This window comes from Mycobacterium sp. G7A2 (genome assembly GCF_041902445.1).
In the GTDB taxonomy this organism is placed as follows: domain Bacteria; phylum Actinomycetota; class Actinomycetes; order Mycobacteriales; family Mycobacteriaceae; genus Mycobacterium.
The window spans coordinates 4,728,190-4,745,782 of sequence record NZ_CP169251.1 but is presented as its reverse complement, the minus strand read 5'-3'; the positions used below and the strand labels follow the sequence as shown (position 1 = coordinate 4,745,782).

Sequence of the window (17,593 nt, the reverse complement as noted above, 5' to 3'; positions counted from 1 at the left end):
GGCATGCCCAACGTCTCACGTCACTCGTCTCTGACCCCCGCCTACACGGGTCGGATGTCCACCTCACCCATCCCGGCGCTGCGGCTGCCCGACGAGTCCCTCGACCCGGAGAATGCCTACCGGTTCATCCACGACGAGTTGATGCTCGACGGCAGCTCACGGTTGAACCTGGCGACGTTCGTCACCACGTGGATGGATCCCGAAGCGGGGCAGCTGATGTCGGAGACGTTCGACAAGAACATGATCGACAAGGACGAGTATCCGGTCACCGCGGCGATCGAGCAGCGCTGCGTGTGCATGGTGGCCGACCTGTTCCACGCCGAGGACCTGCGCGACGACGATCCGTCCAGTGCGACCGGGGTGTCCACCGTGGGCTCCAGCGAGGCGGTGATGCTCGCCGGGCTGGCGATGAAGTGGCGGTGGCGCGAGCGGGCCGGTTCCGGAGAGGGACGGGACTGGAAGAACCGCACCCCCAACCTGGTGATGGGTTCCAACGTGCAGGTGGTGTGGGAGAAGTTCTGTCGCTACTTCGACGTCGAAGCCCGCTATCTGCCGATGGAGGACGGGCGCTACGTCATCACCCCCGAACAGGTCGTCGACGCCGTCGACGAGAACACGATCGGGGTGGTGGCGATCCTGGGCACCACGTTCACCGGCGAACTCGAGCCCGTCGGGGACATCTGCGCCGCGCTGGACAAGCTCGCTGCTGACGGCGGGTGCGATGTGCCGGTGCACGTCGACGCCGCCAGCGGCGGGTTCGTGGTGCCGTTCCTGCATCCGGACGTGGTGTGGGATTTCCGGCTTCCCCGGGTCGTGTCGATCAACGTCAGCGGACACAAATACGGGCTGACCTATCCCGGCATCGGCTTCGTGGTCTGGCGCAATGCCGAGCACCTGCCCGAGGACCTGGTGTTCCGGGTCAACTACCTCGGCGGCGACATGCCGACGTTCACGCTCAACTTCTCCCGGCCCGGCAACCAGGTGGTGGGTCAGTACTACAACTTCCTGCGGCTCGGCCGCGACGGCTATCTGCAGGTGATGCGGTGCCTGTCGGAGAACGCGCAGTGGCTGGCCCATGAACTGGCCGGGATGACCGGACCCGACCGGAAGCCGGTCTTCGAGGTGATCTCCGACGGATCGGCCATCCCAGTGGTGGCGTTCAAGCTGGTCGACGGCATCAAATACACGGTCTTCGACGTCTCGGCGCTGCTGCGCGGGTTCGGCTGGCAGGTCCCGGCCTACACCATGCCCGACGACGCGGCCGACATCGCGGTGCTGCGCATCGTGGTCCGAGAGGGCTTCTCGGCGAACCTGGCCCGCGCCCTGCGTGACGACCTGGTCAAGGTCCTCGACAAGCTCGATGCCATCGACGTGGGCGGGTTCGCCGACGAGGCGCATTTCGCCCACTGACACCGCGCCTGGGACAATCGGGCGCAGTGACCACCACGCCGAACATGACCCAGCACCTGTCGGGGGCTCTGCCCGTCGCGTCAGTCGACCTCGACGCGATCGCCGACAACGTCGCTGTGCTGCGCGAACGCGCCGGGTCAGCCGCGGTGATGACCGTCGTCAAGGCCGACGGCTACGGCCACGGCGCCACGGAGGTGGCCCGGGCGGCGTTGGAAGCGGGTGCCGCCGAGTTGGGGGTCGCGACCGTCGCCGAGGCGGTGCACCTGCGCCAGACCGGTATCACCGCACCGGTGCTGGCCTGGCTGCACCCGCCCGGCACCGACTTCGCGCCCGCACTGCAGGCCGGCGTCCAGATCGCCGTCTCCTCGCCCCGCCAGCTCGCCGACCTGCTCGACGCGGTGTCGCGCACCGGCTGTCAGGCCACGGTGACCGTCAAGACCGACACCGGTCTCAACCGCAACGGCGTGGGGGAGAGCGACTACCCGGCGGTGCTCGACGGGCTGCGCAGGGCCTGCGCCGACGACGCGGTGCGGGTACGGGGGCTGATGTCGCACCTGGCGCACGGAGACGACCCCGAACATCCCTTCAACGACGAGCAGGCCCGCCGGCTCACCGCCCGCGCGATGCTGGCCCGCGACTTCGGACTCGAGTTCGAGGTCGTGCACCTGAGCAACTCGCCCGCCACCATGACGCGCCCGGACCTGGCCTTCGACATGGTGCGCCCGGGCCTGGCGACCTATGGACTCAGCCCTGTTCCCGAGCGCGGCGATCTCGGGCTGCGTCCGGCGATGACGGTGACGTGCCCGGTCACCCTGCTGCGCCCCGTCGCCGCGGGTGAGAGCGTGTCCTACGGGCACACCTGGACGGCGACGCGCGACACCACACTGGCGCTGATCCCCGCCGGTTACGCCGACGGCGTGTTCCGGTTGCTCAGCAATCGGATGCAGGTGAGCATCAACGGACGTCGCTACCCCAATGTGGGCCGGGTCTGCATGGACCAGTTCGTGGTCGACCTGGGACCCGGAGCCGTCGACGTCGCCGAGGGCGACCAGGCCGTCCTGTTCGGGCCCGGTGACCACGGGGAACCGACCGCACAGGAGTGGGCGGACCTGCTCGGGACCATCAGCTACGAGGTCGTGACCAGTCCCCGCCGGCGCATCGCACGGGCCTACCTGCGCGGAGGTCGGTCCCGGTGAGCGCCCGGGCGGGGTGGCTGGCCGGTGCGGCCGGGGTGACCGCCGTGGGCACTGCCGCGGGTCTGTCGGTGGCGAAGTCGTTGCGGCGCAAGTTCAGCGACGACGATCCGTACCGGGACGAGGATTTCGAGCTGCTCGACGCCGACCGCAGCTCTGTCGTCACCACGCCCGACGGAGTGCCGCTGGCCGTGCGCGAGGTCGGTCCCGAGAACGCAGGCCTCACTGTCATTTTCGCGCACGGGTTCTGCCTTCGGATGGGATCGTTCCACTTTCAGCGGGCCCGGCTCAGCGAGCAGTGGGGTGAGCAGGTCCGCATGGTTTTCTACGATCAACGCGGGCATGGCCAGTCCGGGGAGGCGCCACCGGACACCTACACCGTCGAACAGTTGGGCCAGGACCTCGAGAGCGTGCTCGCAGTGGTGGCCCCCCGCGGCCCGGTGGTGCTGGTCGGGCATTCGATGGGCGGCATGACGGTGCTGTCGCATGCTCGGCAGTATCCGCAGCGCTATCCCACCAGTGTCGTCGGTGCGGCGTTGATCGCCTCTGCCGCAGAGGGGGTGGCGCGTTCGCCATTGGGTGAGATCCTGAACAACCCGGCGTTGGAGGCGGTTCGGTTCACAGCCAGGTACGCCCCTGCGCTCGTACATCGGGGACGCGGTGCGGCGCGTTCGGTGATCGGTCCGATCCTGCGAGCGGCGTCCTATGGGGATCACCGAATCAGCCGCAGCGTGAATGCCTTCTCCGAGCGGATGATGCACGACACCCCGATCGCGACGCTGGTGGAGTTCCTGCATGCGCTGGAGGTACACGACGAGACCGCGGGGCTGACGACGCTGAGCAAGGTGCCGACTCTGGTCGCGTGCGGGGACCGTGACCTGCTCACGCCGATGGACTACTCGCAGGACATGGCCGACCAACTGGCCAAGTCTCAGCTCGTGATCGTCGGCGGCGCAGGTCATCTCGTGCAGCTCGAGCGTCCCGACGTCATCGACGACGCGCTGGTGCGTCTCGTCGAGCGGGCGACGCCGTCCAAACTCGTGGCGTTGACCCGTCGGATGCGGCAGCGGGTGGGGTTGCATGGCTGACCGGGGAGGTACGGCCGAGCTGTCGACCGCCGAGGACACGATCGCCTTGGGCGCCTCTTTGGGGCGCTCCCTGCGGGCCGGAGACGTGGTGGTGCTGTCCGGGCCGTTGGGTGCCGGGAAAACGGTGCTGGCCAAGGGGATCGCACAGGCGATGGACGTCGAGGGCCCGGTGATCTCGCCGACGTTCGTGCTGGCGCGGGTGCATCGGGCTCGTCGCGCCGGCGCGCCGGCGATGGTGCACGTCGATCTGTACCGGTTGCTGGACCAGACGTCGGTGGACCTGCTCGGCGAGCTGGACTCCCTGGATCTCGACACCGACCTCGACGACGCGGTCGTCGTCGTCGAATGGGGTGAAGGCGTCGCCGAGCGGCTGTCCGACAGCCACCTCGACATCCGGCTGGAACGCGCCCCCGACACCGAAACCCGCACGGCGATCTGGAATTGGAGTCGGCCGTGAGCAGGGTGGTCCTGGCGATCGACACCGCCACCCCGGCCGTCACCGCGGGGGTGGTGCGGTGCGACGAGTCGGGTGATGAGGTGCTCGCCGAGCGTGTCACGGTCGACGCGCGCGCCCACGCCGAGCAGTTGACCCCCAACATCGTGGGCGCCTTGTCCGACGCTGGGCTGGCCGCAGATCGTCTCGACGCGGTCGTGGTGGGTTGCGGGCCCGGCCCGTTCACCGGACTGCGCGTCGGGATGGCGACCGCCGCAGCGTTCGGGCATGCGCTCGGGATCGCGGTGCGCGGGGTGTGCAGCCTGGATGCGATCGCGGCGGGGACGACGGGCGACGTGCTGGTCGTCACCGATGCGCGCCGCCGGGAAGTGTATTGGGGTCGCTACCGTGACGGTGTGCGTGTCGAAGGTCCGGCCGTCAACGCTGCGACCGACGTGCCCGCAGGTGCCGGGGCGGTGGCCGGTTCCCCTGAACACGCGGCGTTGTTCGAGTTGCCTAGGCTGGCGCCGGTGTATCCGAGCGCCGCCGGACTGGTTGCCGCCGTGGCTGATTGGGATGTCGAGCCACAGCCGTTGGTGCCACTCTATCTGCGCAGACCCGACGCGAAACCGCCGGCGGCCTCGCGATGAGCACGGTCGTGTACGGCCCGCTGACCCCGCGTGATGCCGCCCGCTGCGCGGAGCTCGAGTCGCTGTTGTTCGACGGCGACGACCCCTGGCCCGAGCGCGCGTTCCTGGCCGAGCTCGCCGCAAAGCACAACCACTATGTCGCGGCACGCGTCGACGACAAGCTGGTGGGATACGCCGGAATCGCACGCCTGGGCCGCGTGAAGCCCTTCGAGTACGAGGTCCACACCATCGGCGTCGATCCGGCCTATCAAGGGCAGGGAATCGGCCGGCAGCTGCTGCGCGGCCTGTTCGACTTCGCCGGCGACGCCACGATTTTCCTGGAGGTCCGCACCGACAACGCGGCGGCGATCGCGCTGTACGAGAGCGAGGGCTTCGAACAGGTGGGGCTGCGTAAGCGGTACTACCGGGTCAGCGGCGCGGACGCCTACACGATGAAACGGGATCGGCGATGATCATTCTGGCTATCGAGAGTTCCTGCGACGAAACCGGTGTCGGGATCGCTGAACTCGGCGGCGACGGTTCGGTCACGCTGCTCGCCGACGAGGTGGCGTCCAGCGTCGACGAGCATGCCCGGTTCGGTGGGGTGGTGCCCGAGATCGCCTCGCGTGCGCATCTGGAGGCGTTGGGGCCGACGATGCGCCGTGCCCTGGCCGCGGCCGGGATCGCGCGGCCCGACGTCGTCGCGGCGACGATCGGCCCGGGGTTGGCGGGCGCGTTGTTGGTCGGGGTGGCCGCGGCCAAGGCCTACGCGGCGGCCTGGGGGGTTCCGTTCTACGCCGTGAATCATCTGGGCGGACACCTGGCCGCCGACGTCTTCGACCATGGCCCACTGCCCGAAGCCGTCGGGTTGCTGGTGTCGGGCGGACACACCAATCTCCTGCATGTGCGCTCGCTGGGGGAGCCGATCGTCGAGCTCGGCTCTACCGTCGACGACGCTGCCGGGGAGGCCTACGACAAGGTGGCGCGGCTGCTCGGGCTGGGCTATCCCGGGGGCCGGGTGCTCGACGAGCTCGCCCGTGACGGGGACCGCGACGCCATCGTGTTTCCGCGGGGGGTGACCGGGCCGCGCGACGACCCGCACGCCTTCAGTTTCTCCGGCCTGAAGACCGCCGTGGCCCGCTATGTGGAGCGCCATCCCGAGGCTTCGCAGGCCGACATCGCCGCGGGCTTCCAAGAGGCGGTGGCCGATGTGCTGACCCTCAAGGCAGTGCGCGCCGCACGCGAGTTGGGGGTGTCCACGCTGCTGATCGCCGGAGGAGTGGCGGCCAACTCGCGGCTTCGGGAACTGGCCGCCGAGCGCTGTGAGGAGGCCGGGATGACGCTGCGCATTCCACGCCCGCGGTTGTGCACCGACAACGGCGCCATGATCGCCTCCTTCGCCGCGCACCTGATCGCGGCCGGCGCTGAGCCGTCCCCGCTGGACGCTGTCAGCGATCCCGGGTTGCCGGTGGTGCAGGGCCAGGTGGCCTGACAGCACGCCCCGGTCAGAACGGTGGTGGGTCATTGGGGTCGTTGCGGTAGTCGGGTGGGCGGTTGATGGATTGCCGGAGGGCGTCGACTGCCTCTTGGCGGGCGTGCCATTCGGGGTCTCGGGGGTTGTGGGGGATGGCGTTGCGGCGGGCGCGGCGTTGTTCGGCGGCTGCTTGTTCGGCGGCGCGGTCGAGTTCGGCTTGGAGCGCGTTGTGTTGGCGGGCGGCGGTGATGTAGGCGGCGCGGTTTTCGGCGCGGGTGCGTTGGCGTAGCGGCATCTTCAGTGCCCGTCTCGGGTGGTGGCGGGGCGGTGTGGGGCGGGTGGGTTGTCGTGGTGGGGGTGGGTCTGTGGTGGTGGCCCAGGTGGGGAACAGCAGCGCCGAGAACGGTCGTGTGGTGTAGGTGTGCCCGGTGGGGGTGCTGATGTGCAGGGTGCCGTCGGGTTGTTGCTGTTCGGTCCAGCCTTCCCAGAATGTTTTGAGCAGGTGGTGCAGGCGGCATTTGCCGTTGAGGTTGCTGGGTGGGTGGGTCCGGCCGGCCAGGGGTCGCTGTGGTCGAGGTCGGTGTCGAGGGCGGGGCGGTCGCAGCCGGGGACGCGACAGGTCAGGTCGCGGCAGCGCACGAATTCGTCGTGGGCGGTGGTGGGCCGGTAACCGGGGGTGACCGGCAGGGCGCGGGGGTCGGCCACTGTACGAACTTTGGCGCCGCGGGTGAGGACTTCGGCCAGCACCGCGGGGGGTAGCACCGCTGCGCGCAGCCCGAGGATCACCGCCGGACGAGCCGGGGCGGCGGGGGCAGGTTGAGGGGCCGGAGCAGGGTGAGGCGCCCTCGCCGGTGGCGGGGTGGTCTGCGGGGCAGCGGGTTTGGGCTGCGGCGGGGGCTGTGGGGCAGCCTCGGGCTGTGAAAGAGGCTCCGGCTCGGGGTCGGGTTCCGCCCCAGGTTCGGGTGGGGGTGCGGGCGGTCCAGCACTGTGCGCGGGCGCGGGGCTGGATTCGCAGACAGCATCAGGTTCGAGTTCGGCGTCGGTGTCGGTGTCGGTGTTGGGGGTGTCTCCGTTGCCGTGTAGGGCGGGGTCGGGGGTGGCGGTGAGGGTGGTGTGGTCGGCGACGACGTGGACGGTGATGCTGGTGGCGCGGGCGTCGGGGACGGCGGCGACCGGGCAGTCGGGTTTACCGCACTGGCAGCTCAGATGGAACGCTCCGGCGAACACCGCGCCGAACGCGTCGGCGCGTTTTGGGCGGTGGTGCGCGGATCCTCGCCGCACACGCTGTTGACCATGGCTTTGAGGCGGGCCGCGGCGATCGCGGCGTCGAGGGAGTTGATCCGGCCCCACACGCTGGTGGTGCCCGCGGCTTGATCGCGGCCGCCGATGCGGACATCGCGGCCGCGGTGGGCGGTGGCCGCGCGCCGGACTGCGTCGGGGTCGAGGGTGTGGATCCACACGGTGATCGCGGTGTCGAGTTTGTCGCCCGACAGCGTCCCCCAGGTGCTGGCCGCGGTGGCGAACTGTTCGTCGAGTTGGGCCCACACCTGTTCGTCGACGACCAGGGCGCACAGCCACACGATGCGCGCGACCACGCGCTCGCTGACGTGGCCGGCCAGGAAGCGGGCGTTGAGGCGGGGCAGGTGATCGCGCAGGGTGACCGCGGTGTCCATCAACGCCACGGCGCGGCCGTGGGAGACGGTCAGTGCGCACCCGATCTGGGCGGCGGCCTCATCGACGGGGTCACAGGCCCAGCGGGTGCGCACCGGATCAGCGTCGGCGGTGGTCTCGGCGCGGCGGCGCCGTTCGGCGACCGCGGCCAACAGTCGGGCCTGGGCTGCGGCCGCCGTGCTCGACCAGCCGGTGATCGCCTCGATCAACTCGCCATCGGAGATGTCGGCCAGAGCGGCCGGACCAGGAAGCGAACCATCGAACATGTGTGCGATTTTATCGACGCAGAGCGACCGCACACCCGCGGATCGACCGTCCGCCGTCCACGTTGGGGATGAAAACGCGATTGGGGATAACCCCAAGCAGGGTTCAACTCGCGACTCGGGACAACCCCAAGGCGGAGCGGGGTCCGTGATTGGGATCAACGCCAAGCAGGGCTCGACTCGCGACTCGGAACAACCCCAAGCAGGGCTCGACTCGCGACTGCGGATAACCGCTTTCTGCCACCCGCCGCTCAATTTCTGCCAACGGAAATCAACCGCCTGACCTGCGGGTTACACCGGGCAGACCTCAAGATCAGAAAAGGGGAAGTCGACATGAACAAGATCACTTTCGCTACCGTCGCCGCCGCCGGCCTGTCCGCCGCCATCCTCGGTCTGGCCGCTCCGGCCGCCGCTGCACCTAGTGGCTCGGACGCCCAGGCGACCATCAGCCAACTGGAAGCCGACGGCAATCGCGTCATCGTCAACCGGCTGTCGAGTGCGCCGTTGTCACAGGCGGAGGTTGTCGCGGTACGGCCCGGACCGGCGCTGCGCGGCACCGTGCCCAACGCGGGCTACAACGACGACAATCGCCAGGGTGTCGTGACCGGCCAGGTCTACTACGTCGACGTCCGCTGAGCGGACGGTCGGGCAGGAGTCCGCTGAGCGGATTGTCGACGACGAGGGGCGCCCAACCGGGCGCCCCTCGTGCGTCTGTTGCCCCTGGAATCGAGATGTACAGACCCAAGCCTTGAGTGCTAGCACTCGCGTGTATAGAGTGCTAGGTGGCAGTCGGACCGCCACGTGTCGACACCCGCGACGACGGCGCGAGGAGGACCACCGACCGCCACGTACACACACCTACATCAGTAACAGTGAAGGGGCTCCATCGTGGCGAGCGTGAACATCAAGCCACTCGAGGACAAGATCCTCGTACAGGCCAATGAGGCCGAGACCACGACCGCTTCCGGTCTGGTCATCCCCGACACCGCCAAGGAGAAGCCGCAAGAAGGCACCGTCGTCGCAGTTGGCCCCGGCCGCTGGGATGAGGATGGCGAGAAGCGGATCCCTCTGGACGTGTCGGAGGGCGACGTGGTGATCTACAGCAAGTACGGCGGCACCGAGATCAAGTACAACAACGAGGAGTACCTGATCCTCTCGGCCCGCGACATTCTGGCTGTCGTCAACAAGTAAGCGATCGTGTTCCGCCCCGGACGTTCCCGCACGCGCGGGTGATGTCCGGGGCGGCACGCGTTTTACCCCTCGACTAGGGAAAGACATCTATGAGCAAACAGATTGAATTCAACGAAACCGCGCGCCGCGCGATGGAGGCCGGTGTCGACAAGCTGGCCGACGCTGTCAAGGTGACGCTCGGCCCGCGTGGTCGGCACGTGGTGCTGGCCAAGGCTTTCGGTGGACCGACCGTCACCAACGACGGTGTGACCATCGCCCGCGACATCGATCTCGAGGACCCGTTCGAGAATCTCGGCGCGCAGCTGGTCAAGTCGGTCGCCACCAAGACCAACGACGTTGCCGGTGACGGCACCACCACCGCGACCGTGCTCGCACAGGCCATGGTCAAGGCCGGGCTGCGCAACGTTGCCGCGGGCGCCAACCCGATCGCGTTGGGGTCGGGCATCAACAAGGCCGCCGATGCCGTGTCGGAGGCGCTTCTGGCAGCGGCCACCCCGGTCAACGACAGCAAGGCCATCGGCCAGGTCGCCGCCGTGTCCTCGCGCGACCAGCAGGTCGGCGAGTTGGTGGGCGAGGCGATGACCAAGGTCGGCACCGACGGTGTCGTGACGGTCGAGGAGTCCTCGTCGCTGAGCACCGAGCTGGAGATCACCGAGGGTGTGGGCTTCGACAAGGGATTCCTGTCGGCCTACTTCGTCACCGATTTCGACTCGCAGGAAGCCGTCCTGGAGGACGCGCTGGTGCTGCTGCACCGCGAGAAGATCAGCTCGCTCCCCGATCTGCTCCCGCTGCTGGAGAAGGTCGCCGAGGCCGGTAAGCCGCTGCTGATCGTGGCCGAAGATGTTGACGGCGAAGCGCTCTCGACTCTGGTGGTCAACTCGATCCGCAAGACGCTCAAGGCCGTCGCGGTCAAGGCGCCGTTCTTCGGCGACCGCCGCAAGGCGTTCCTGGACGACCTCGCCGTCGTCACCGGCGGACAGGTGGTCAACCCTGACGTCGGCCTGATCCTGCGCGAGGTGGGCCTGGAGGTGCTGGGCACCGCCCGCCGCGTCGTCGTCGACAAGGACAGCACCGTCATCGTCGACGGTGGCGGCACCCAGGAAGCCATCGACGGCCGAAAGGCGCAGCTGCGCGCGGAGATCGAGAACAGCGACTCCGACTGGGACCGCGAGAAGCTCGAAGAGCGGTTGGCCAAACTGGCCGGCGGCGTCGCCGTCATCCGCGTCGGTGCTGCGACCGAGACCGACCTCAAGAAGCGCAAGGAGGCGGTCGAGGACGCCGTCGCCGCGGCCAAGGCCGCCGTAGAAGAGGGCATCGTCGTCGGCGGCGGTGCGGCCCTGGTGCAGGCCCGGGCCAGCCTCGAGGACCTGCGCAAATCGCTGAGCGGTGACGAGGCGTTGGGTGTCGAGCTGTTCGCCGGCGCGCTGGCGTCGCCGCTGTACTGGATCGCCACCAACGCCGGCCTGGACGGTTCGGTCGTGGTCAACAAGGTGGCCGAACTGCCTGCGGGGCAGGGCTTCAACGCCGCCACGCTGACCTACGGCGACCTGGCCGCCGACGGTGTGGTGGACCCGGTGAAGGTCACCCGCTCGGCGGTGCTGAACGCGGCGTCGGTGGCGCGCATGGTGCTGACCACCGAGACCGCGGTCGTCGAGAAGCCCGAAGAGGCTGAGGACGACGGCCACGGCCACGGCCACGGGCATCACCACCACCACTGAGTGCACAACGAGAAGCGCCCCCGATCCGACAGGGTCGGGGGCGCTTTCGTGTGTCGGGTCTGTCATCGCGGTCCGGAACGTTCGCGCCGCCGTGGGGCGGCGGAACGGGGTGGCAGCGCGCGCATCTGCTGCAGGGTCCGGCTCATGATGTCGCCGAGTGCGGACACGTCCTGGTCGGACAGCGGGTCGAACAGCAGCCGGCGGACCACCTGGATGTGACCGGGAAGCACCCGGGCGACCCGGTCCCGCCCCTCCGTGGTGATCTCGACCAGGGTGGCGCGCTGGTCCTGCGGATCGCTGTGGCGACTGATGAGCCCCGATCTCTGCAGCAGCGCAGCTTGATGGGTCAGCCCGCTGCGGCTGTACACGACGCCGTCGGCGAGTTCGGTCATGCTCAATGCGCGCCCGGCGTCGACGAGCTTGGCGAGGATCTCGAACTGGACATAGCTGAGCCCACCTTCGGCCTGCAGCTGTTGCTGCACTGCGTGCTGCAGCAGGCTCACCGCCTCGGTCAACGCGAAGTAGGTGCGCATCTGGGCCGGTTCCAGGGGATCCACCACGGCTCGAGCATAATGCTTCGATATCGAAGTAGTGAGACGGTTGTCACATCTCATCCGGAAATGCTTCGCGGTCGAAGCAGGTTACTCCCCACGGAACCGCTTCGAAATCGAAGCAAATACCAGAGGAGAGATCATGAAGGCAGCTCTGTACCGCCGCTACGGCGACGCGGACGTCGTGGAGTACGCAGACATCGCCCGCCCGGTCCCGGGTACGGGGGAAGTACTGGTGAAAGTTGCCGGGACCTCGTTCAACCCGGTCGACTCGGGTATCCGCGGCGGCTACCTGACCGAGGCCTTTCCCATCAGCCTTCCGCACGTGCCGGGGATCGACGTCGCGGGCACGGTCGCCGAGGTCGGCGACGACGTGACCGAGTGGAAGGTCGGAGACGCCGTGGTGGGACTGCTTCCGATGACCGCCCCGGGAGCGGCCGCGGAGTACGTCATCTCTCCAGCCGATGTGCTGGCGCCTGCTCCAACGACAGGCGTGCTGGCCGACGCTGCGGCGTTGCCGACCGTGGGTTTGACCGCGTGGCAGGCGTTGTTCGAGGTGGCGCACCTGCACGACGGACAGACGATCTTCATCAACGGGGCCGGGGGCGCGGTCGGAGGCTACGCCGTTCAGTTGGCGAAGGCGGCCGGGGCAGTGGTGACCACGACCGCGAAACCCACTGACGCCCAACGCCTGCGTGACCGAGGCGCCGACCGGGTCGTCGACTACATCGACTATCGGACGACGCCATTGGCCGTCGACGGACAGCCGTTCGACGTGGTGCTCAACCTCGTCAGCACCGATCCGGAGCAGACGGCGGCGCTCATCGACATCATCACCGACGGAGGGGTCTTCGCGGGAACCATGACGTCGGGACCTGACGCACCCCCGCGCGGTGTGCGGGCACAACGGGTCTTCGTGCGCAGCGATGCGGCCCAGTTGCGCGATCTGGTTCAGCGCGTCGACACCGGACAACTCGTGATCGACGTCGCCGACCGCCGCCCCTTGAGCGCGATCGCGGCCGTGCACGCCGACGCCGACGCGGGACGGCTTCCCGGGAAGACGATCGTCACGCCCGCCACGGACTGACGCGAAACGGGATACGCTGCTCGTGGACTCGGGTCACTGGAGGATTCATGTCCGATACGCGTCGGCGTCGCGCGGCGGCCGGGCTTCTCGCCCCGGCCGCCGCGCTGACCGCGATCACGACGGCGGCGCCACCGGCAGCCGCCCAACCGATGGACCCCATCCCGGGCAACGGTTTCTTTCTCGTCGCGCCCGACATCTCGCCCGGCCTCTACCGCACCGCAGGGACGGCGTCGGTGTTCGGGGTGTGGATCAACGATGTCCCGACACAGGACTCGATGTGCCTGTGGTTCACCTACAGCACCCCCGATGCGAACAAGGACAACGTGGTGTCGACCAACATCTCCATGGGCCCGATGTTCGCCAACATCAACTCCACCGTGATGGCATTCGAGTCGCGCAACTGCCAGCCCTGGACCCGGGTGAGCTGAGCCGGTCACCGCTCGTCATCCGGGTCGCGCCGGATGTGACGGCGGATGAACGCAAGGGCGGCAAGGACGAGCAGGACCGTCGCCGCGAGGTGCAGCCACCGCCCGCCGATACCGCCCGGATCGGCCGTCTTGAGGTCGTCCATGCCGCCGAGCAGTTCGAGAAGCTGTTCGAGGGTGGGGCCTTCGTTAACCTCACCACCGACGGCGTCCGACGACTCCAGGATTCCGGAGCGGACATCCGAGCGCTGCGCGCAGTCGAGGTCATTCACGTTCTGAACCACATTCACCGACGGCGGCAGGGCAACCTGCTGGTATTCCTGCTCCGGGATCATCAGCAGTCCCTCGAGCAGCATCGGGTTGTCGTCGAGTTTGTCGATCACCACGGAGTGCGCGCCGCCCTCCGCGGTCACCACACCGAGATCGAAGTACGCGTAACGAAGGTTCACCGGAATGAGCTCATTGGGAATCAGTTGTGCCAGTTGGTCTGCCGAGAGTCCCGAAACCGGCGTGGCGGTGCGGTTGGGGTCGTAGACGACCTGCTTGCCGAAGAACTGGAGCGAATCGGGCGGAGAACGCAGCTCCAGCTGGTTGTCGAGACCGAGGGACTTCGATCTCACGTCGAGATCATTGGCGGTCGCGGCGGCGCGCATCAAGACCCGGTATCGACCTGTCTCCGGAACGCGAACCGGCACTTTCACTTCCGTGGCCCGTGGCAGTCCGGTGAACGACCCCGCGAGGGTGCCGAAGATGCCGGGGGTGACCATCTCGGTGCGATTGAACTTGGTGAACGAGAACATCAGGAACAACCGGAACATCGGTGACAGATAGTAGGCCGAGGTGATGACGTCGGAGTTGAAGGCGTTGCCGGTCGGGGTGGGCGGGAAGAAGCTCGGTGGGTGGTCTACCGACCAGATGTCCAGGGCAGCCTCCCGCGGATCGGCGGCGATGAGGTTGACGGGCTTCCCGTCCTCGGTGCCCTCGAAGTCCGAGATGTAGGCGAAGTCGTAACACCGGCTGAGGTCCAGCCGGTCGAAGACTGTGTTGAGGAAGCCATTCCACGAGGTGTCGAACAATAGGACCGGTCTGTCCGGCGGGTCCGGGTCGTCAAGTCGGTACAGCACGAAGCTGTCGTTCTCGTAGAGCTGCTGCACGTGGTTCGGAACCGATTCGATGCCTTCTCGCAGATAGGTTTCGATGTCCGGCAGATACTCGGCACCGACGCCGCGGTTGTTCTCGATCTGCTTGTTGAGCACCAGGTACTCCAGGCCCATGTCGCGTGCGATGTCGACCCACCAGTCCTGCTTGTAGTACAGCGCGCGCAGCAGCAGGAAGAACTCGAATTTGTTTTTCTTGTCCCCCGTCAAGCCGTAGTAGAAGCTCGGCTGGTCCAGGTAGTAGATGTAGAACTTGTCGATGAATTTGTGCGGCACTCCATCTGGGCCGACGACGAGCTTGGCGGTCTCCGTGGGTGGAAGGACGACGGTCTTGCCCTTGGGCAGTTCGACCAGCTGTTCTTTCAGGGCCCGCAGATCTTCCAACGGATAGGCTGAGAAGAAGTCGTCGAAGTCACCGGTGGTGTAGGCCGACCGGTAGCTCTCGTTGGACAACAGCGGTGTGAAGAGTCCGACGCCCAGTGCGACCGTCAGCGCGACCGGGATCGCGGCGGTGCCCCGCACCCGCGGTCCGGCACGCGCGGACATCCGCCGGCCGAGCACTCCCAACGCCCACGCCACGGCCAAGCCCAGCAGCAGCGGGCCCAGCATGAACAGGATCAGCTGGAATCGATGCGGAAACCGCAGCACCTGAACGACCGTCGAGGCGATTCCGAGCGTGGCGTCGCCTGCGGTCGCGTTGATCTCGGCGACCGACCGGGTGAGCGCGGCGACGGAGCGGTGGAAGGTCGGGAACCAGGTCGGGTCGCCGTATCCGACGGTGGCCCAGATCGCGAAGGCCACGTTGACGTAGATGACCCCGAAGAGCTGGCGTTGCGGTCGTCCGGTCAACAGGGTGCGCCGCACCGCCGGCACCATCACCGGCACCAGGATCAGGATCGTGTAGACGATGTTGGAGACACGGGGAACCTTGGCGAGGTAGTCGCCGAAGTTGACCTTGTCCATGATCCCGGCGAGATCCCAGGACAGGATGTGCACCAGCGACACCGACGCGTCTCGGATGAAGTAGTAGTCGCCGGGCACGGTTTCGGAGAGGTCCGGTACACCACGCAGTGCAACGAATTTCACGAACAACGCATAGGGCACCAGCGCGAAGACTCCCAAGGACGCAAGCGCCCAACCGCATTTCATCGTCGTCGTGGCGTTCACGCGCGCGAGCGCTGCCCGCAGCTTCGCCACGCGTCCCGCGGATCGCCGGAAGTCGCGCAGTTGGGCTCGTCGGGTTCGAACCGGAACCCGGGCCGCCGCCCAGAATCGGCTGAGCCCACCGGAGCGCACGGCCTTGGCCGTCTCGCCGATGACGAGTGTCATCACCGCCAGTCCGAGGAACAGGGCGAACAGCACCAGGTAATGCACCGCGGGATTCAACAGCGTCACCAGGCACGCGGCGATCATCCGGCGACCCCACCGTGTCGCCCGGAACAGCAACGCGTCCATCATCATGTAGGCGCTGATCGTCATCAGGCACATGCCCAGGACCAGCGTGTAGAAGTGGGTCACCTTCGCATAGATCATGATCATGTAGATCAGGGCCGTCGGCGCGGCGGTCGCGAGGTAGACATTCGTGGCGGGCAGAGCGGGAAAGCTCCGGCGCATGAACCACGAGGTGGTGAGGTAGGCGGCGCTGACGATGGCGGGCAGCACGAGCAACACCGCGAACGGGAGCACCATGTAGTGCCGCAACCAGGTGGTCAGAAACGAATATCGGACCCTGAACTCGTATCCGTTGGTCAGTTCGTTGAATTCACCCGCCGCCTGTTCGAAAAGCTGGCTGTCGGGGTTGAAGAACGGGACCAGTTCGTCGCCGACCAGGACCCGCTTCCCGGACAGGATGTCGGGTATCGCCAGCGCCACGTCGCGGAAGACGACGAAGCTCGCGACGAAATACACTGCGCAGACCACCGCCGCGATGCGGTGGTGCGCGCAATTGTCCGCGGTGAAACGGGATCGGTGTCGACCGGTACCGGCGGCGCCGTCATGCGCAGGCCGCGACCCGCGGGGACGGGTGTCGTCGGTCTGCTCGGCGGCGATCGTCACGCGGCGGGCAACTCCCATGTTCGCGACGGGGCCGCGACCCAGGCACGCAGCGATGCGAATGCCGACGCGGCGTCGCGCCGCTTGACAGCTGCCACGGCGGCGATTCGGTTGCGTTCAGCGCCTCCCGAATCGGCCGCGCGCAGGATCGACTCCGCAAGAGCGGCCGAGTCCAGATCGGCGGAGACGTCGAAGGACCGGCTTTCGATGCCCAGCTGGGCGACGAGCTCGCGCACCTTCACGTCGTAGGGCAGCGCGACGACCGGACGGCCCACGACCACTGCGAGAACGATGGCGTGCAGTCGCTCGCTGACGACGACGTCGCAGTCGGCGATGAGGGAGGCCACCTCGTGATGGTCGGCGGGGGCGTGGACGTACACGCGGGCTTCCGCGCGGCCACTGACCCGCTCGAGGACCCCCTCGAGCACCTCGAGATCGGTGCCGGCCTTGAAACCGCACTGCATCGGCAGCGCGTGGAACTCGACACGGCGCGTGTGGGCCACCTCGTCGAGCGCGGCGACGAGTCGATCGAGGAACTCGTCCCATTCGTCGGCGGCGTCGACGTCTTTGTTCAGATTGACGGCGATCCGGAGCGGACGGTCGGAGCCGGGCCCGGGACGATCGTGTTGGCCGAGTGAGACGGCGTCGCGCGCCCACACGGCGTCGGGCACCAGCCGCACCTTGCGCCGCGGGCAGCCGACGGACAGCGCGAATCGGTATGACCCCTCGTCCCGCACGGAAATGAGCCAGACGAGACGCAGGATGGCCTTGACCAACAACCTGCCCGGCGCGGACGCCACGGGACCGATGCCGACGTTGGCCATCATGACGGGCTTGCGGGCCAGTCTGGCCAGCAGCACCACGGCGAGCACCATGGTCAGCGTGGCGTACCGCCATCTGCCGACCGAGCGGTACAACTCCTTGAGAATGTTCCCGCCGCCGAAGATGACGACGTCGCAGCGCCACAGGTGCGTGAGCAGTCCTCGCCGGTCCGAGGCGGTGTCGAAGACCGTGACGTCGAACCGCTGGGCAAGCTGGGCGGTGGTCGCGGCGGGCGCGTACGAGTTGACCGCGTAGGCGTTGTCGGGCCCCAGCTCGGTGAGGAACGTGTCGAGCAGAAGCTCGTCGCCGACGTTGGCCTGACCGTGGGTGCCGAGGAACAGGACCCGGCGGCCGTGGGGTTGCGGCGACACGGACGACAGGCGGGGGGACACGGTCGCCCCGCGGGCGCTGTGCGTGGTGGCGCTCATG

18 protein-coding genes are annotated in these 17,593 nt (G+C 68.0%); 12 read left to right on the top strand and 6 right to left on the bottom strand.

Features of this window, described 5'->3' with window-relative positions; translation table 11 throughout:
- Positions 1 to 3 precede the first annotated feature (3 nt).
- The 7 genes from ACEWX3_RS22470 to tsaD are packed head-to-tail and all read left to right on the top strand — an operon-like array spanning position 4 to position 6,245.
- Complete coding sequence (locus tag ACEWX3_RS22470; RefSeq protein WP_374157741.1) at positions 4 to 1,410, top strand: glutamate decarboxylase; 1,407 nt, start codon at positions 4 to 6, stop codon at positions 1,408 to 1,410.
- A 44-nt stretch (positions 1,411 to 1,454) separates the two neighbouring features.
- Positions 1,455 to 2,606: an alanine racemase gene (alr, locus tag ACEWX3_RS22465; RefSeq protein WP_374159922.1), complete on the top strand. Its 1,152-nt coding sequence runs from the start codon at positions 1,455 to 1,457 to the stop codon at positions 2,604 to 2,606.
- The gene (locus tag ACEWX3_RS22460; protein WP_207065542.1) at positions 2,603 to 3,691 is read left to right on the top strand and encodes an alpha/beta fold hydrolase; all 1,089 of its coding nucleotides are present in this window, start codon (positions 2,603 to 2,605) and stop codon (positions 3,689 to 3,691) included. The genes alr and ACEWX3_RS22460 overlap by 4 nt, the downstream gene beginning before the upstream one ends.
- A complete protein-coding gene (gene tsaE, locus ACEWX3_RS22455) occupies positions 3,684 to 4,148 on the top strand; it encodes a tRNA (adenosine(37)-N6)-threonylcarbamoyltransferase complex ATPase subunit type 1 TsaE (protein WP_207065541.1) in 465 nt (154 codons plus the stop codon). Before ACEWX3_RS22460 ends, tsaE begins: the two co-directional genes overlap by 8 nt.
- On the top strand, positions 4,145 to 4,774 hold the full coding sequence (tsaB, locus tag ACEWX3_RS22450; RefSeq protein WP_374157740.1) for a tRNA (adenosine(37)-N6)-threonylcarbamoyltransferase complex dimerization subunit type 1 TsaB: 630 nt from the start codon (positions 4,145 to 4,147) through the stop codon (positions 4,772 to 4,774). The genes tsaE and tsaB overlap by 4 nt, the downstream gene beginning before the upstream one ends.
- Positions 4,771 to 5,226 carry a ribosomal protein S18-alanine N-acetyltransferase gene (gene rimI / locus ACEWX3_RS22445; protein WP_207065539.1) on the top strand — a complete coding sequence of 152 codons (456 nt, stop codon included), beginning with the start codon at positions 4,771 to 4,773 and terminating at the stop codon, positions 5,224 to 5,226. The genes tsaB and rimI overlap by 4 nt, the downstream gene beginning before the upstream one ends.
- Complete coding sequence (tsaD, locus tag ACEWX3_RS22440; RefSeq protein ID WP_374157739.1) at positions 5,223 to 6,245, top strand: tRNA (adenosine(37)-N6)-threonylcarbamoyltransferase complex transferase subunit TsaD; 1,023 nt, start codon at positions 5,223 to 5,225, stop codon at positions 6,243 to 6,245. Before rimI ends, tsaD begins: the two co-directional genes overlap by 4 nt.
- 13 nt (positions 6,246 to 6,258) lie before the next feature.
- On the opposite strand, the gene ACEWX3_RS22435 is transcribed toward tsaD, so the two are convergent.
- Genes ACEWX3_RS22435 through ACEWX3_RS22425 form a run of 3 tightly spaced genes read right to left on the bottom strand, consistent with a single transcriptional unit; the run spans position 6,259 to position 8,164 of the window.
- Positions 6,259 to 6,522, bottom strand: coding sequence for a hypothetical protein (locus ACEWX3_RS22435; protein WP_374157738.1), 264 nt, complete (start codon positions 6,520 to 6,522; stop codon positions 6,259 to 6,261).
- Positions 6,523 to 6,524: 2 nt separating this feature from the next.
- The gene (locus ACEWX3_RS22430; protein WP_374157737.1) at positions 6,525 to 7,508 is read right to left on the bottom strand and encodes a hypothetical protein; all 984 of its coding nucleotides are present in this window, start codon (positions 7,506 to 7,508) and stop codon (positions 6,525 to 6,527) included.
- Entirely contained in the window at positions 7,430 to 8,164 is a 735-nt protein-coding gene (locus ACEWX3_RS22425; protein WP_374157736.1) for a DUF222 domain-containing protein, read from the bottom strand. Before ACEWX3_RS22425 ends, ACEWX3_RS22430 begins: the two co-directional genes overlap by 79 nt.
- A gap of 330 nt (positions 8,165 to 8,494) precedes the next feature.
- On the opposite strand from ACEWX3_RS22425, the gene ACEWX3_RS22420 reads away from it, so the two are divergent.
- From ACEWX3_RS22420 to groL, 3 genes are all read left to right on the top strand, one after another.
- Positions 8,495 to 8,797, top strand: a complete 303-nt coding sequence (locus ACEWX3_RS22420) for a hypothetical protein (RefSeq protein ID WP_207068479.1) — start codon at positions 8,495 to 8,497, stop codon at positions 8,795 to 8,797.
- A 252-nt stretch (positions 8,798 to 9,049) separates the two neighbouring features.
- Positions 9,050 to 9,352, top strand: coding sequence for a co-chaperone GroES (gene groES / locus ACEWX3_RS22415; RefSeq protein WP_152515832.1), 303 nt, complete (start codon positions 9,050 to 9,052; stop codon positions 9,350 to 9,352).
- A gap of 89 nt (positions 9,353 to 9,441) precedes the next feature.
- Positions 9,442 to 11,070, top strand: coding sequence for a chaperonin GroEL (gene groL / locus ACEWX3_RS22410; protein WP_221349245.1), 1,629 nt, complete (start codon positions 9,442 to 9,444; stop codon positions 11,068 to 11,070).
- Positions 11,071 to 11,132: 62 nt separating this feature from the next.
- Here the strand turns inward: groL and ACEWX3_RS22405 are convergent, their stop codons facing one another.
- Positions 11,133 to 11,630 carry a MarR family winged helix-turn-helix transcriptional regulator gene (locus tag ACEWX3_RS22405; RefSeq protein WP_374157735.1) on the bottom strand — a complete coding sequence of 166 codons (498 nt, stop codon included), beginning with the start codon at positions 11,628 to 11,630 and terminating at the stop codon, positions 11,133 to 11,135.
- 133 nt (positions 11,631 to 11,763) lie between these two features.
- Between ACEWX3_RS22405 and ACEWX3_RS22400 the strand changes: the two genes are divergently transcribed.
- Together ACEWX3_RS22400 and ACEWX3_RS22395 are read left to right on the top strand one after the other, a co-directional pair.
- Positions 11,764 to 12,708, top strand: coding sequence for an NADP-dependent oxidoreductase (locus ACEWX3_RS22400; protein WP_374157734.1), 945 nt, complete (start codon positions 11,764 to 11,766; stop codon positions 12,706 to 12,708).
- Between the two features lie 47 nt (positions 12,709 to 12,755).
- Positions 12,756 to 13,136, top strand: a complete 381-nt coding sequence (locus ACEWX3_RS22395) for a hypothetical protein (RefSeq protein ID WP_374157733.1) — start codon at positions 12,756 to 12,758, stop codon at positions 13,134 to 13,136.
- Between the two features lie 5 nt (positions 13,137 to 13,141).
- Here ACEWX3_RS22395 and ACEWX3_RS22390 read toward each other — a convergent pair whose 3' ends face one another.
- Complete coding sequence (locus ACEWX3_RS22390; protein ID WP_374157732.1) at positions 13,142 to 16,345, bottom strand: hypothetical protein; 3,204 nt, start codon at positions 16,343 to 16,345, stop codon at positions 13,142 to 13,144.
- Positions 16,342 to 17,592, bottom strand: a complete 1,251-nt coding sequence (locus ACEWX3_RS22385; RefSeq protein WP_374157731.1) for a polysaccharide pyruvyl transferase family protein — start codon at positions 17,590 to 17,592, stop codon at positions 16,342 to 16,344. The genes ACEWX3_RS22390 and ACEWX3_RS22385 overlap by 4 nt, the downstream gene beginning before the upstream one ends.
- Position 17,593: the final 1 nt, after the last annotated feature.

Excerpts from the sequence above, each read along its gene's own strand:
- groL (WP_221349245.1), top strand. The coding sequence starts at position 9,442 with ATGAGCAAACAGATTGAATTCAACGAAACCGCGCGCCGCGCGATGGAG.
- ACEWX3_RS22400 (WP_374157734.1), top strand. The coding sequence starts at position 11,764 with ATGAAGGCAGCTCTGTACCGCCGCTACGGCGACGCGGACGTCGTGGAG.
- tsaE (WP_207065541.1), top strand. The coding sequence starts at position 3,684 with ATGGCTGACCGGGGAGGTACGGCCGAGCTGTCGACCGCCGAGGACACG.
- rimI (WP_207065539.1), top strand. The coding sequence starts at position 4,771 with ATGAGCACGGTCGTGTACGGCCCGCTGACCCCGCGTGATGCCGCCCGC.
- ACEWX3_RS22420 (WP_207068479.1), top strand. The coding sequence starts at position 8,495 with ATGAACAAGATCACTTTCGCTACCGTCGCCGCCGCCGGCCTGTCCGCC.
- alr (WP_374159922.1), top strand. The coding sequence starts at position 1,455 with ATGACCCAGCACCTGTCGGGGGCTCTGCCCGTCGCGTCAGTCGACCTC.
- ACEWX3_RS22470 (WP_374157741.1), top strand. The coding sequence starts at position 4 with ATGCCCAACGTCTCACGTCACTCGTCTCTGACCCCCGCCTACACGGGT.
- ACEWX3_RS22395 (WP_374157733.1), top strand. The coding sequence starts at position 12,756 with ATGTCCGATACGCGTCGGCGTCGCGCGGCGGCCGGGCTTCTCGCCCCG.
- ACEWX3_RS22385 (WP_374157731.1), bottom strand. The coding sequence starts at position 17,592 with ATGAGCGCCACCACGCACAGCGCCCGCGGGGCGACCGTGTCCCCCCGC.
- ACEWX3_RS22425 (WP_374157736.1), bottom strand. The coding sequence starts at position 8,164 with ATGTTCGATGGTTCGCTTCCTGGTCCGGCCGCTCTGGCCGACATCTCC.
- tsaD (WP_374157739.1), top strand. The coding sequence starts at position 5,223 with ATGATCATTCTGGCTATCGAGAGTTCCTGCGACGAAACCGGTGTCGGG.
- ACEWX3_RS22435 (WP_374157738.1), bottom strand. The coding sequence starts at position 6,522 with ATGCCGCTACGCCAACGCACCCGCGCCGAAAACCGCGCCGCCTACATC.